Here is a 13,998-nt window from a genome sequence, read left to right as displayed (position 1 = left end):
GGGGGCCGGCAGCCCTGTAGCCCGCTAGCCTCGCAGCTGCCCGGCGACGTCGCCGGGCAGCTCGTCCGGAAGGTCAACGACCGCACGGCGGCGGCCGTCGCGGCGCACCCGGACCGCTTCGCCGCCTTCGCCGCGCTGCCGACGGCCGTGCCGGAGGCCGCCGCGGACGAGCTCGCCCGCGCCGTCGGTGAGCTCGGGTTCGTCGGATCCATGATCAACGGCCGGATCGGGGGCGGGTTCCTCGACGAGCCCCGGTTCGACCCCGTCCTGCGGCGGTCGGCGGAGCTGCGGGTGCCCATCCATCTGCACCCGGGCGTCCCGCCGGTCGAGACCTCCCGGTCGAACTACGAGGGCGGGCTCGACCCGATCGTCACGGCCCGGCTGCAGACGAGTGCCTGGGGCTGGCACGTCGAGACGGGGACCCACTTCCTCCATCTCGTCCTCGCCGGGGTGTTCGACCGGTACCCGGACCTGCAGCTCGTCCTCGGCCACTGGGGCGAGATGGTCCCCTTCTACCTCGAGCGGATCGAGGAGGCCCTTCCGCAGCGGATCACCCGCCTGGACCGTCCGGTCGGGGACTACTTCCGGGAGAACGTCCACATCACCCCGAGCGGGATGTTCAACCAGGCCCAGCTCCGGTTCTGCGTCGAGACGGTCGGGGTGGGCCGGATCATGTTCAGCGTCGACTACCCGATGCTGGGCAACGACGGCGCCCGGGCGTTCCTCCGCGAGGCGGACCTGCCCCCGCTCGCGATGGAGAAGATCGCCCACCTCAACGCCGAACGGCTGCTGGGGCTGCCGGGATGAGCACGGCCGGGAACCGTCGGCACCATGAGCTGGAGGGGACAGGACGAGCTGTGGGGGTAGGACGATGACGTCCTACCCCCACAGAATCGGTGGTGCGCCGTCAGGGACTTGAACCCCGAACCCGCTGGTTAAGAGCCAGCTGCTCTGCCAATTGAGCTAACGGCGCGTGCTATTCGGTTGTGATCGTGCGTGCGCCGTCAGGGACTCGAACCCCGAACCCGCTGGTTAAGAGCCAGCTGCTCTGCCAATTGAGCTAACGGCGCATGTGTACTTGTCCGTCGCACGGCTCTGCTGCTGCAGAATCGGCGACCGGGTGAGTGACGGGACTTGAACCCGCGGCCCCCTGGACCACAACCAGGTGCTCTACCAACTGAGCTACACCCACCATCGCGATCTCCCGGACTCCCGGAAGCGCTGGAGAAACTATAGACCGGGGTCCGCGGGAGCCCTCAGCCGGGGGTCGTACCGGTCTGCGGGGGTGCCGCGACGTGCGCGACCGCGGCCGCCGCGGCCTGCGCCTGCTCGGTCGTCGGACCGGGCGGGGCCACGAACAGCGCCTGCCGGTAGTAGGCCAGCTCGCGGATCGACTCGCGGATGTCGGCGAGCGCGCGGTGCGCGAGGCCCTTCTCCGGCTTGGCGTAGAACACCCGGGGGAACCAGCGCCGTGCCAGCTCCTTCACCGAGCTGACGTCGATCATCCGGTAGTGCAGGTACCCGTCGAGCTCGGTCATGTCCCGGGCGATGAAGCCGCGGTCGGTGGCGATCGAGTTGCCGGCCAGCGGCGCGGACCGGGCGTCCGGGACGTGGGTGCGGACGTAGTCGAGCACCATCTTCTCGGCCTGCTCGACCGTGACCGTCGCGCGCCGGACCTCCTCGGTCAGCCCGGACCGGGCGTGCATGTCGCGCACGACGTCGGGCATCGCGTCGAGCTTCGCGTCGTCGCAGGCGATGACGACGTCCACGCCCTCGCCGAGAATGTTCAGGTCGCCGTCGGTGACCAGGGCTGCGATCTCGATGAGGGCGTCGGACCCCAGATCGAGCCCGGTCATCTCGCAGTCGATCCACACCAGCCGATCGGTCATCGTCACAGCCTAGGTGACATCGGTGCGACGGGCGCGAGCCTCGCCCGCCACCGTCGGGGGTGTGCCCTAGGCTCGCGCCGTGGCTGACGACACACCCGCTCGCACCATCGCCGCCGGATACGCCACCGACGGGGCCGCGCTGGAGCTCGGCACCGTCCTCGTCGACGGCGTGTGCGACCCGCAGGCCAGGGTCCGGATCCCGCTCGCGACGCTGAACCGGCACGGCCTGGTGGCCGGGGCGACCGGTACCGGTAAGACGAAGACGCTGCAGGCGCTGGCCGGGCAGCTCTCCGACGCCGGGGTCCCGGTCCTGCTCGCCGACGTCAAGGGCGACCTGTCCGGCATGGCCCGGCCGGGTGAGCCGAACGACAAGGTCACCGCCCGCGCGACCGACACGGGCGACGACTGGGTCCCGACCGCGTACCCGGTGCAGTTCCTGTCCCTGGGCGACGGCGGCGTCGCCGTCCCGGTGCGGGCGACGCTGACCCAGTTCGGCCCGATCCTGCTGGCGAAGGTGCTCGGCCTCAACGCCACCCAGGAGTCCACCCTCGGCCTGATCTTCCACTGGGCCGACCAGCGCGGGCTGCCGCTGCTCGACACCAAGGACCTGCGCGCGGTCATCACCCACCTCACCTCCGACGAGGGCAAGGCCGACCTCAAGGGCATCGGCGGGGTCTCCCCGGCGACGGCCGGGGTCATCCTGCGGGCGCTGGTCAACCTGGAGGCCCAGGGCGGCGAGGAGTTCTTCGGCGAGCCCGAGTTCGATCCCGCGGACCTGATGCGTCAGGTCGACGGGAAGGGGGTCGTCACCCTGCTGGAGCTGGCCGAACGCGCGGCGAACCCGGTGTTGTTCTCCACGTTCCTGATGTGGCTGCTCGCCGAGCTGTACGAGGAGCTGCCCGAGGCGGGCGACCTGGACCGGCCCAAGCTGGTGTTCTTCTTCGACGAGGCGCACCTGCTGTTCACCGACGCCTCGAAGGCGTTCCTCGACCGCATCGAGCAGACCGTCAAGCTCATCCGGTCCAAGGGCGTCGGGGTGTTCTTCTGCACCCAGCTGCCCACCGACGTGCCGAACGAGGTGCTGTCCCAGCTGGGCGCGCGGATCCAGCACGCGCTGCGGGCCTTCACCCCGGACGACCAGAAGGCGCTGTCGCGCACGGTACGGACCTATCCGAAGTCCGAGGTCTACGACCTGGAGTCGGCGCTGACCTCGCTGGGCACCGGTGAGGCGATCGTCACGGTGCTGTCCGAGCGCGGCGCGCCCACACCGGTCGCCTGGACCCGGCTGCGGGCCCCGCGCTCGCTGATGGCCGCCCTGCCCGTCGACGACGTCCGCGCCGACGCCGCCGCCTCGTCGTTGCAGGCGAAGTACGGACAGATGGTGGACCGCGAGTCGGCCTACGAGAAGCTCACCGCGAGCATCGCGGCCGGGCCGGGTGGCGAGGCGACGCCGGTCGGGGCGCCCGCCCCCGCTCCGGAACCGGGCCAGGCCCCGCCACCCCCGCCGCAGGACTCGCCGGGCGGCGGGATCTTCTCCAAGATCGGGGACTTCCTGCAGTCACCGACCGGTCGTCAGCTCACCACCACGGTGACCCGCGAGATCACCCGCAGTCTGTTCGGGACCCGTCGGCGTCGCTGACCCGCGGGGGGACCCGGAACGGCGCGACCGGGTCCGGGGTGACCGCGGCCATGAGCGCGACGGCGTCGGTGGGGTCCAGGTCCAGCACCTGCACCGAGCCGCCGCCCGCGGCGGTGGTCGCCTCCAGCGTCAGCACCCCGGCGCGGCGCTGGAACAGGCTCTGCCGTATCCGCCAGCCGATGACGCCGTCGCGGCGCAGCGCGGTCGTGGTGCGCAGCAGTGACCCGTGTCGGGCGACGAGGTAGTGCTCGTCGAGTCGGTGGCCCAGGGCGCGGTAGCGGTCCAGCGCGAGCGGTACGGCCACCATGACCAGCGCGACGCCGACCACGACCGGCCACACCGCGGCGTCGAACCAGGCGAACACCCCGAGGGCTGCGGCCGGGACGAGCGCGGGGCCGACCGCGCGGACCAGGCGCCGGGTCCGGGCCCGCGGCGGGTGCGCCCGCAGGGGTCCGTCGGTGACCGGGCCGGTCGCGCGGGTGGCCGTCGCGGCGACCGTGTGGGCGTGCGTGCGGCGCACCGGCGGGCCGAGCGCGCCGCTGCCGGAGTCGGCGTCGTCGCCGGCCAGGCCGACGGCCAGCGCCCCGGCCTGGGCGCCGCCACCCAGGGCCCGCACCAGCAGCGGCTCGGACACCGTCACCCCGCGCAGCCGCTGCTCGGACACCGACAGCGAGCGCTTGGTCAGCAGGCCGCGGCGCACCCGCAGCGTGCCGTCGGGCTCGCGGCTGAGCCGGTAGTCCCACCAGCGTTCGACGAACAGCACGATGCTGCCGACCACCATGACCAGCAGCAGCGCACCGACCGCGACGAGCACCGTCGCCCAGACCGGCGCGGTCGCCAGCTCCCCGGCGACGGTGTCGGCGCCGGGCAGCGAGCGCGGGTCGAGACCGGTCTCGTTCAGCAGGTTCCAGCCCGCGCCGGCCAGCGCGCCGATCGCGGCCAGCGAGCTGACCGTCAGCGGGGCATAGCGCAGCGAGGACCAGTCGATCCGGTCGAGCTCCTCGCCGGCGGGCTCCTCCCGGTCCGCCGGGCCGCCGGCGGAGCCGCTCCCGTCGGCATCCCTCCCGTCGACCCCGACGGGCGCCGTCCCGGTCCCGCCGGGGTCGCTCCCGGCGGCGGCCGTCGCCGGGCCGGCCGCCGTGGCGGGCCGGGCGAGCAGTTCGCGGCGCAGCCGTTCGGCCTCGTCGGTGGTGACGGCGTCGAGGTCGAGGCCCGCGTCCGACCTGCTCTGCCCGGATCCGACCTTCACCACCGACAGCCCGACGATCCGGTGCAGCAGCGGTGCGGTCAGGTCGACGGTGCGGATCCGGTCCCGCGGCACCGAGCGGCGCTGCCGGATCAGCAGCCCGCTGTGCAGCTCGACGCGCTCGTCGGTGATCCGGTAGCGGGTCGTGCGCCACCGCACGACACCCGCCGCGACGGTGACGACGACCGCCGCCCCCGCGATCCAGACCTGGGTCGAGTTGCCGCTTCCCGCGCCGAACAGGACGAGCACGACCAGCGCGGGGGCCAGACGCAGCAGCGCGGTGGCCGGGCCGACGAGCAGCATCTGGACCGGCAGCCGCCGCCACTCGACCTCGTCGGGGGGCGTGCCGGTGCCGGTGCCCGTGGCGGGTGCGTCGGGCTCGGTCACGTCGCGTCCCCGCTGTGCCGCCCGGTCGTCTCGGTGAGCCGTCGGGCGAGCTCGGCGGCGGCCTCGGCGTCGAGCCCGGCGATGCGGACCGGGCCGCGGGCCGACGCGGTCGTGACGGTCACCGTGGCCAGACCCAGCGCCTGCTGCAGCGGCCCGTGCTCGGTGTCGACCGTCTGCACCCGGGGGATCGGCGCGATCCGCCACTCCCGGACCAGCCAGCCGGACCGGGTGTAGACGGCGTCCTCGGTCACCTCCCAGCGGTGCAGCCGGTACCGCAGACCGGGTACGACGAGCGTCCCGACCAGCAGCCACAGCACGGTCAGCACCCCGGTCGCGATCAGCAGCCCGTGCCACGGGACCGCGGGCAGCAGGAACCACGCGACGACCTGGCCGACGAGCAGCACGAGCGGGACCGGCACCGCCGAGAGCCGCCACCACCAGATCGCGCGGGGATCCAGCCGGTTCGCGGGTGGGCGCAACGGGAGCGGCAGCGCGTCGGTCGGGATCCCGGGTCCGGGGTCGCCGGTGCGGGGGCCGGTGGCGGTCATGGCCCCACTCTGCCGAACGGAGCGCGCCGGGAGCATCCGCGCGCGCCGTCGGGGCAGCACACTGTGGCCGAAAGTGGGGTGCAGCCGAGTGGCACACCAGCTGCACCCGTCGACCGGTGACGGGTACCTGGTGTGCCACTCGGCGAGCGGCGACGGTCAGTGGGTCTGCGCGGACAGGTCGTAGACCGTGGTGCCGTCGACGGTCGTCGCGGTGTAGTGCTGCGCGACCCAGGCGGTGATCTCCGCCCCGGTGCCGCGAGCGCCGCCGGGGCCGCCCCGCTGGCCGCCGCTGACGAAGTACCGGATGTCGCCGTTCGCGACGTACTGCCGGAACTGGTCCAGGGTGGGGGAGGGGTCGCTGCCGGAGAAGCCGCCGATCGCCATGACCGCGGTGTCCCCGCCCGCGGCGAGCATCATCGACGCCGCGCCCTGGGAGCCGATCGTCGCCGCGGCCCAGCGGGCCGGACCCGCGTCCCGTAGCAGCGCGACGAGCTGCGGGCCGGTCCGCTCGGTCCCCGGACCACCCCCGAACATCCCGCCCGGCCCACCCGCACCGGTCTGTCCCGCACCGGTCTGTCCGGTACCGGTCTGTCCGGTACCGGGTTGCGCGGCACCGTCCGGGAGACCACCACCGGCGTCGGCCGGGGCCCCGGTGGCCCCGGGCGCGGCCGTCCCGGCGCCGTCGGCCCGGTCGCGATCGCCCCGCCCGTCGCGGAACCCGCCCGGGCCCCGGTCGGCCCCGGCGACCTCCGGCCCCGCGGTCGGGATGGAGCCCTCGTGCGGGGTCGCCACGGTCTGGACGGCGTAGGCCGCCGGCGCGGCCACACCGCTCAGGATCGCGACGCCGACGGCCACGGCGAGCCACCGCCGTCCCCGCGCGGGGGCCAGCAGCGCCGCACCGGACACGACGCCCGCCACCAGCACCACCCAGCGCAGCCAGGGCAGGAACTGCGGCGACCAGCCGAGCAGCACGAACGCCCAGACCGCGGTCCCGACGGTGGCGACGGCGAGCACCCCGCGGACCCACCGGAGGTCACGGTGTCCGAGCAGCTCGCGGCCGCCGACCGCGACCAGCGCCGCGATCCCCGGCGCCAGCGCCACCGTGTAGTACGGGTGGACGATCCCCTCCATGAACGACAGCACCAGCACCGTCACCAGCGTCCAGCCGCCCCACACGAGCAGCGAGCCGCGGACGGCGTCGGTGCGCGGTGCGCGTCCACGCAGCACCAGTGCCGCGACGAGCAGCAGCAGCGCCGCCGGGAGCAGCCAGGAGACCTGGGTGCCGAACGACGTCCCGAACATCCGCAGGAACCCGGCCTGACCGCCGAAGACCGCGCCGCCGGGACCGCCCGGGGGCATGCCGCCACCGCCGGGGGCGCCACCCGGGAACGCACCGCCCGGGAACGCGCCGCCGGGGAACGCACCGGCCGCGGCGTCGCGCGCGGTGTCACCGCCCCGGCCACCCTCGCCGCCGACGATCCGGCCCAGCCCGTTGTAGCCGAAGGCCAGGCCGAGCGGGGTGTTGTCCCCGGACCCGCCGATGTACGGGCGGGCGTCGACCGGCCACAGCGCGACGGCGAGCAGCCACCAGCCGGCACCGACGACGATCCCGGCACCCCCGACGAGCAGCTGCCACACCCGTCGCCACGGACGGCCGGGCGCGGCCCACAGCCAGGCCAGGGCCAGACCGGGCAGCACCAGGAACGCCTGCAGCGACTTGGCCAGGAACGCGAACCCCAGCACCAGTCCGACCGCGGCGATCCACCGGGTCCGGCCGTCCTCCAGGCCCCGGACCAGCAGGTACGCCGCCAGAACGAGCAGCAGCGTGAGCATCGCGTCGGGGTTGTCGAAGCGGAACATCAGCGCCGCGACGGGCGTGAGCGCCAGCAGCGCCCCGGCCAGCAGCCCGGCGCCGTGCCCGGACACCCGGCGGACCGCGGCGTACAGCAGCCCGACCGCCGCGACGCCCATCAGCGCCTGCGGCACCAGCAGGCTCCAGGACGAGAACCCGAAGATCCGTGCGGAGATCTCCATCGGCCACAGCGATGCGGGCGGTTTGTCGACGGTGATCGCGTTCTCCGGGTCGAGGGACCCGAAGAAGAACGCCGTCCAGTCGTTCGCCCCGGCCTGCACCGCGGCGGCGTAGAAGGAGTTGGCCCAGCCCGAGGCGGCCAGGTTCCACAGGTAGAGCGCGCCCGTCGCGACGAGCAGCGCGACGACCGAGACGGGTCGGGTCCAGCGGCGCGGACCGTCGGACGGGGGCGGAGGAGCGTCGGACCGGGTGGGGAACCGGTCGAGGGTGCTGGTCACGCGGCGGTCGCCTTCTCGAGCTGGGAGGGGGTGGACCGGGTGCGGAACACCCAGGAGCGGAACAGGACGAAGCGCAGCACCGTCGCGACCAGGTTGGCCGCGACGATCACCGCGGCCTCGACGGCCAGGTGCGCGCCGGGGGCGATGGCGCCGAGCACGGCGAGGGCGCCGGTGGTCAGGACGAGGCCGAGCGCGAACACGATGAGGCCCTGGAACTGGTGGGTGACCGCGCGGTCCCGACCACGGACGCCGAAGGTGAACCGCCGGTTCAGCGCGGTGTTGGCGACCGCGCAGACCAGCAGCGCGACGACGTTCGCCGCGATCGGTCCGAGCGTCCCGCGCAGCGCCAGGAACAGCAGCAGGTTCGCCACCGTCGACGCGACGCCGATCGCGGCGAAGCGGGCCAACTGGAACGGCATCGCCCGCGGCACCCCGGGGACCTCCGGCGGGGCCAGCGGCGCCCGCCCGAGCTGCGCGCGGACCTCGGCCAGCGGCAGCGCACCCGTCGCCAGTGCTCGGCCGACCCGCCACACGCCCTTCAGGTCCGCGACGGCCGTCGCCACGATGTCCACACTGGAGTTCGGGTCGTCGACCCAGTCGACGGGCACCTCGTGGATGCGCAGCCCGGACCGCTCGGCCAGCACCAGCAGCTCGGTGTCGAAGAACCAGCCGGTGTCCTCGACCAGCGGCAGCAGCCGCCGGGCCACGTCGGAGCGGATCGCCTTGAACCCGCACTGGGCGTCGGAGAAGTGGGCCGAGAGCGCGCCGCGCAGGATCAGGTTGTAGCTGCGCGAGATGAACTCCCGCTTCGGTCCGCGCACCACCCGTGACCCGCGACCCAGCCGGGTCCCGATCGCCAGGTCGGAGTGCCCGGACACGAGCGGGGCGACCAGCGGGAGCAGCGCGCCGAGGTCGGTGGAGAGGTCGACGTCGCAGTAGGCGAGCACGTCGGCGTCGGAGCCGGACCAGACGTGGCGCAGCGCGCGGCCGCGGCCCTTCTGGTCCAGGCGCACCGTGGTGACCTCGGCGATCTCGGCGGCGAGGCGCTGCGCGATCTGCGGGGTGGCGTCGGTGCTGGCGTTGTCGGCGACGGTGATCCGGAACGTGTAGGGGAACCCGGAGGAGAGGAACTCGTGCAGGCGCCGCACCGAGGACTCCAGGTCGCGCTCCTCGTTGAAGACGGGGACGACGATGTCGAGCACGGTCCGGTCGCGGTCGGACGGACGCGCTCCGGGGCGTCCCGGGTGGGTGCCGGTTGCGGGGCCGGTGACGACTGTGGTCATGGGGTCGACGATCGGGTCCCGGGCTGTCGTGGCGGTGTGATCGACCTGTGCGTCGGCTGTGAGCCGGGCGTCCTGTCGTGGGATCACGACGCGCCCAGGTCGTAGAGGGTGACGCCGTCGACCGTGTGGGCCGGGAACGTCGCCGCGACCCACTCGGCGATGAGGCGCGCGTCGTCGCTGCCACCGGAGGCGGTGGAGATCATCCCGGTGCCCGCGGAGCCGATGAACCAGTGGATCCGGTGCTGCGCCACCATCTGCTGGAACTGCGCGAGCGTCGGGTAGGGGTCGGTGCCGTTGAACCCGCCGACGGCGAGCACCGGAGCCCCCGACGCGAGCTGGTAGCCCGCCGCCTGCATCGAGGTCACCGTGGCCGCGGCCCAGGTGAAGCTGCCCGCGCCCGCCGAGATCAACCCCGTGACCTGCGACGACGGCGTGGGCGCGCTGAGGATGCCCCCGGGGCCGCCGCCGCGCCCGCCGGCGCCGCCCGGCCCCCGGGTGGGTCCGCCACCGGCCCACCGGGCGCCCGGCCCGCCCGGCCCGCCCGCCGTCGCGGCACCCGGTGCGCCCGCGGTCCCACCGGTCCCGGCCCCGGTCGCGCTGGCGCCCGCGGCCGCTCCGCTCTGCCCGGCCGCTCCGCCGGGCCCGGTCGCGCCCGGTGCCCCGGCGGCCCCACCGGTGATTGCTCCGGCCGCACCGGATGCGCCGCCCGGGGAGCCGGCCCACGGCCCGCGCATCGTGCCGTGACCACCCCGGACCCCGCCCGGGCCGGACGCGTAGCCCGCCGGCCCGGAGCTCGGGATCGCCCCGGTGTGCGGCGTCGCCGCCGTCGCCAGCGCCCAGGCGGTCGTCCCGCCGGCCCCGGCCAGCAGCGCCGCGGTGAGCACCCCGGCCGCGAGGACCCGCGGCATCCGGTGCACCCCGAGCAGCGCGAGCGCCGCGCCGAGCCCGACGACGAGCACCGCGGGGCGCAGCCACCAGAGCCATTCCGCGGGCAGCAGCGCGTACGCCCACACCGCCGTCGCCGCGACCGCAGCGGCCAGCCACCACCGGGCGGCCGCGGACGCACGGTCGTGCCACAGCGTCGCCCCGCCGATCCCGACCAGCGCGGCGACCGCCGGGGCGAGCGCGACGGTGTAGTAGCTGTGCACGATCCCGGCCATCAGGCTGAAGGTCAGCCCGGTGACCAGCAGCCAGCCGCCCCACAGCACCGTCGCGGCGCGCAGCGGATCGGTGCGCGGTGCCCGCCGGGTCCGCCACAGCAGCACCCCGAGCAGCACCAGCGCCGCGGGCAGCAGCCAGGACGCCTCCCGGCCCATCTCCGAGCCGAACAGCCGCAGCAGCCCGGTCTCGCCCCAGCCACCGGCGCGTCCGCCCGCGCCTCCCCCGACGGAGCCGACCTCGTCGCCGGTGAGCCGGCCGACGCCGTTGTAGCCGAGGACCAGCTCCAGCACGCTGTTGCCCTGGGAGCCGCCGATCCAGGGCCGGTCCGCGGCGGGCCACAGCTCCACGACCAGCACCCACCAGCCCGCCGAGACCAGCAGCGCGACCCCGGCGGCGAGCAGCGCCCGGATCCGCGGCCACCAGGCGAGCGGGGCGGCGAGCAGCCACACCGCGGTGAACGCCGGCAGCACCAGGAACGCCTGCAGCATCTTGGTGAGGAAGCCGTAGCCGACCAGCAGGCCGACGAGCACCAGCCACCGGGTGCGGCCCTGCTCGACCGCCCGGGTGAGGGCGTAGGCGGCGCCGGTCAGGACGAGCACGAGCATCGCGTCGGGGTTGTCGAAGCGGAACATCAGCACCGCCACCGGGGTGAGCGCGAGCGCGGCCCCGGCGAGCAGACCGGCCCCCGGCCCGGCGACCCGCCGCACCGTGGCGTGCAGCAACGCGACCGCGCCGACGCCCATCAGCGCCTGGGGCACCAGCACGCTCCAGCTCGACAGCCCGAACAGCCGCACCGCCAGCCCGATCGGCCACAGCGCCCCCGGCGCCTTGTCCACGGTGATGCCCCCGGCCGCGTCGGAGGCGCCGAAGAACCACGCCGACCAGCTCTGCCCACCGGCCTGCGCGGCCGCGGCGTAGAACGCGTTGGCCCAGCCCGAGGCCGACAGCCCCCACAGGTAGAGCGCGGCCGTCGCGGCGAGCAGCACCGCGAGCGGCAGGTGCCGCCACCGGCGGGTCGGCGGGGGAGACGGGGTGGGGGCGGGCCGGGGCCGGGACAGGGTGCTCGTCACCCGGGGGACGCTGCTCCGCCGCGCTGTGCGGAGCCGGTGATCGACCTGTGAACCACCTGTGCCGGTCCGTCCCGGCCCGTCGATCAGTACATGTGGGCGGTTCGTCCGTGCTGCGACAGCCCTCAGGTACTGATCGACGCCGGGGCGCTGGGACGGCGGGGGCGGGCCGGCGCCGCGCGGGGTGGGCGGGCCCGGGGGAGGATCGACGGCGTGCCGATCTCCGCCCCGCTCCCGGCGTCGGTCCCCGCCGGCCCGCGGCTGGTGCTCCCCGGCTGGACCCCGGAGGTCGCCGCGGCCGTCGTCGCCGGGGTCCGGCGCGCCGACTGGGCGCCGGACTTCCCCGCCGAGGGCGACCGGATCGTCGCCCGGCTGCTCGCCCGCGACCCGGGCGGCCCGGGCTGGGGCGAGCTCGGCCACCGGCTGCTCGTCGAACGCGACGGCGGCACGGTCGTCGGCGGTGCGGGGCTGTTCCCCGCCCCCGACGACGGCCCGGCCGCCGTCGAGCTCGGCTACGGCGTGGTGCCGTCGCGCCGCGGCCGCGGCTACGCCGTCGAGGCCGCCGGCCTGTTGCTCGCCCTGGCCCGCTCGGCCGGGGCGTCGCCGCTGGTCGCGGGCGTCGAGCCCGGCAACCGTGCGTCGGAGCGGGTGCTGGAGCGGATCGGGATGCGCCCCAACGGGACCCGCGACGGCGTCGCCCGGTTCCGGCTCGACGTAGGGTCGGGGACGTGATCCGGCTGGTCGCGCTCGACATCGACGGCACCATCGTCCACGGGCGCAGGCCCCCGAGTCCCGCGGTCCTCGACGCGATCGCGCTCGCCGGGACCCGGGCCGAGGTGATGCTGTGCACCGGCCGGACCGTCGTCGGCGTGGCCGGTGCGCTGGACGCGATCGGGCTGCGCGACGGCGTCACCCTGACCTCCAACGGCGCGGTCGAGATGGAGACCGCGACCCGCCGGGTGCTGACGATGGAGCGGCTCGCCCCCGAGGCCGTGACCGCCGCCCTCGACACGATGACCGAGCTGTTCCCGGGGGCGGTGTTCGCCTGCGAGCACGTCGGCGTCGGGCAGCGGGTCAGCGCCCCGTTCCCCGACGGCGTGCTCGCCGGCACCGTCACCGAGGTCGGCCGCGCCGGTCTGCTCGACGAGCCGACGCCCAAGCTGGTCATGTACTGGCCGGGGCACGACCCGGCGGAGACCGCGGCCCGCGCCTCCCGGCTCCGGGTGCCCGGCACCGAGCCGACGCTCGACCACGAGCTGCCGTGGGTGACGTTGGTGCCGGCCGGGGTGTCCAAGGCGTCCGGGCTCGCGAGGGTCGCGGCCCGGCTCGGTGTCGACCGCTGCGAGGTCCTCGCCGTCGGCGACGGCGACAACGACCGCGCGATGCTGCGCTGGGCGGGCCGCGGGATCGCGATGGGGCAGGCCCCGCCGGACGTGCACGCCGACGCCGACGAGTCCACCGACACCGTCGAGCAGGACGGCCTGGCCCGCGCCCTGGAGCGCGTGTTCGGCTAGTGCTCGACGGGGGTGCCCGCGATCAGCGGCGTCGCAGCCTCCAGGGCCGCCCCGCAGGACGGCGGCCGCGGCGGCAGCGTCGTGTCGGTCGTGACCGGCACCGTCCAGCTCCGGCCGTCGCGGGAGCGCACGGTGACCAGGTGCCCGTCCGGACGCCCGCCGTCACCACCCATGCTCGGCTCGGCGGCGTCGACCAGCAGCGCCGTGGCGTCCCCGATCCCGGTGTGCTCGCGCACGGCGAGCTCGGCGAGCTGGCCGACCGGGTCCAGCCCGGTGTGCCCGCGACAGCACCACGGGTCCACACCGCCGCCGGCCGCGGCCTTCAGCGCGGCCAGCGCGCCGCCGGTGTCGAGGCGGCCGTAGGCGTAGCCGGTCGGCAGCACCAGCGCGGTCGGGGCGAACCGATGCCCGCCGAGATGGGTGCACTCCCACACGTCGGCGCCCTCGGCGGCCAGGTCCCCGGCGAGCGCGCGGCCACGGACGGCGCAGCAGACGTCACGCCTGCCGTGCGCGCACACCAGCATCACCGGGTCGAGCACCGGTGTGCCCGCGCCCGGGTCGAGGTCGATGCCGGCGAGGTCGTCGGTGCTGCGCACGGTGCGCGACCACGCCCGTGAGCCGCCCGGGGCGAGGTCGGCGACGTAGACGGTGCGGGCACCGTCGGCGTCGCAGCGGCCCTCGCGGCCGGGGCGGCGGATCAGCAGCAGGATGACGTCGTCGGCGCGGAGCCGGTCGAACAGCGCGGCCACGGCCGGGTCCGGGTGGTCGGCGACCTTCCGCGGCCAGGCGCCGATGTGCTCGACGGCGACGAGGCGACGCACGTGCGGCGCGGTGCCGGTCATCGGCTCGCCGAGCGCCTCGCTCAGCCCGGAACAGCCCGCGACGGGCGCCCCGGCGGGACCGCCGGCTGCGCCACGTGTCGCGGTGACCGTCATCGGGCCATCTTAGGGAAGG

General features: G+C 75.4%; 11 protein-coding genes and 3 tRNA genes. 4 read left to right on the top strand and 10 right to left on the bottom strand.

What is annotated here, in order from left to right; all coding sequences use genetic code 11:
* Nucleotides 1–36 precede the first annotated feature (36 nt).
* On the top strand, nucleotides 37–807 hold the full coding sequence (locus tag KPL59_RS03560) for an amidohydrolase family protein (RefSeq protein WP_226360117.1): 771 nt from the start codon (nucleotides 37–39) through the stop codon (nucleotides 805–807).
* A gap of 90 nt (nucleotides 808–897) precedes the next feature.
* Here the strand turns inward: KPL59_RS03560 and KPL59_RS03555 are convergent.
* From KPL59_RS03555 to orn, 4 genes are all read right to left on the bottom strand, one after another.
* Nucleotides 898–973 (bottom strand) — tRNA-Lys (locus KPL59_RS03555).
* A 24-nt stretch (nucleotides 974–997) separates the two neighbouring features.
* Nucleotides 998–1,070: transfer RNA gene (locus KPL59_RS03550), tRNA-Lys, on the bottom strand.
* A gap of 49 nt (nucleotides 1,071–1,119) precedes the next feature.
* Nucleotides 1,120–1,192, bottom strand: a tRNA-His gene (locus KPL59_RS03545).
* A 64-nt stretch (nucleotides 1,193–1,256) separates the two neighbouring features.
* Nucleotides 1,257–1,889 (bottom strand): oligoribonuclease, encoded by a 633-nt coding sequence (gene orn / locus KPL59_RS03540; protein ID WP_043280303.1) that lies wholly within the window; start codon nucleotides 1,887–1,889, stop codon nucleotides 1,257–1,259.
* A gap of 79 nt (nucleotides 1,890–1,968) precedes the next feature.
* Between orn and KPL59_RS03535 the strand changes: the two genes are divergently transcribed.
* Nucleotides 1,969–3,528: a helicase HerA-like domain-containing protein gene (locus KPL59_RS03535; RefSeq protein ID WP_226359919.1), complete on the top strand. Its 1,560-nt coding sequence runs from the start codon at nucleotides 1,969–1,971 to the stop codon at nucleotides 3,526–3,528.
* On the opposite strand, the gene KPL59_RS03530 is transcribed toward KPL59_RS03535, so the two are convergent.
* From KPL59_RS03530 to KPL59_RS03505, 5 genes are all read right to left on the bottom strand, one after another.
* Entirely contained in the window at nucleotides 3,491–5,161 is a 1,671-nt protein-coding gene (locus KPL59_RS03530) for a PH domain-containing protein (protein WP_226351825.1), read from the bottom strand. The two genes, KPL59_RS03535 and KPL59_RS03530, sit on opposite strands and share 38 nt — an antisense overlap.
* A complete protein-coding gene (locus KPL59_RS03525; protein WP_020627359.1) occupies nucleotides 5,158–5,709 on the bottom strand; it encodes a PH domain-containing protein in 552 nt (183 codons plus the stop codon). The genes KPL59_RS03530 and KPL59_RS03525 overlap by 4 nt, the downstream gene beginning before the upstream one ends.
* A 156-nt stretch (nucleotides 5,710–5,865) precedes the next feature.
* Complete coding sequence (locus tag KPL59_RS36485) at nucleotides 5,866–8,019, bottom strand: glycosyltransferase family 39 protein (RefSeq protein WP_308187826.1); 2,154 nt, start codon at nucleotides 8,017–8,019, stop codon at nucleotides 5,866–5,868.
* Nucleotides 8,016–9,302, bottom strand: a complete 1,287-nt coding sequence (locus KPL59_RS03510; RefSeq protein WP_226351823.1) for a bifunctional glycosyltransferase family 2/GtrA family protein — start codon at nucleotides 9,300–9,302, stop codon at nucleotides 8,016–8,018. The genes KPL59_RS36485 and KPL59_RS03510 overlap by 4 nt, the downstream gene beginning before the upstream one ends.
* Before the next feature lie 83 nt (nucleotides 9,303–9,385).
* Nucleotides 9,386–11,533, bottom strand: coding sequence for a glycosyltransferase family 39 protein (locus KPL59_RS03505; RefSeq protein WP_226359917.1), 2,148 nt, complete (start codon nucleotides 11,531–11,533; stop codon nucleotides 9,386–9,388).
* 210 nt (nucleotides 11,534–11,743) lie between these two features.
* On the opposite strand from KPL59_RS03505, the gene KPL59_RS03500 reads away from it, so the two are divergent.
* Nucleotides 11,744–12,262: a GNAT family N-acetyltransferase gene (locus tag KPL59_RS03500; RefSeq protein ID WP_226359916.1), complete on the top strand. Its 519-nt coding sequence runs from the start codon at nucleotides 11,744–11,746 to the stop codon at nucleotides 12,260–12,262.
* Nucleotides 12,259–13,044, top strand: a complete 786-nt coding sequence (locus tag KPL59_RS03495; RefSeq protein WP_226359915.1) for an HAD family hydrolase — start codon at nucleotides 12,259–12,261, stop codon at nucleotides 13,042–13,044. The genes KPL59_RS03500 and KPL59_RS03495 overlap by 4 nt, the downstream gene beginning before the upstream one ends.
* Here the strand turns inward: KPL59_RS03495 and KPL59_RS03490 are convergent.
* Complete coding sequence (locus KPL59_RS03490) at nucleotides 13,041–13,979, bottom strand: sucrase ferredoxin (RefSeq protein WP_226359914.1); 939 nt, start codon at nucleotides 13,977–13,979, stop codon at nucleotides 13,041–13,043. The genes KPL59_RS03495 and KPL59_RS03490 overlap by 4 nt on opposite strands.
* Nucleotides 13,980–13,998: the final 19 nt, after the last annotated feature.

It is taken from the genome of Pseudonocardia sp. ICBG1142, assembly GCF_020496255.1.
Classification (GTDB): Bacteria; Actinomycetota; Actinomycetes; order Mycobacteriales; family Pseudonocardiaceae; genus Pseudonocardia.
The sequence above is the reverse complement of the archived record's forward strand: the minus strand, read 5'-3'. Positions and strand labels throughout refer to the sequence as shown.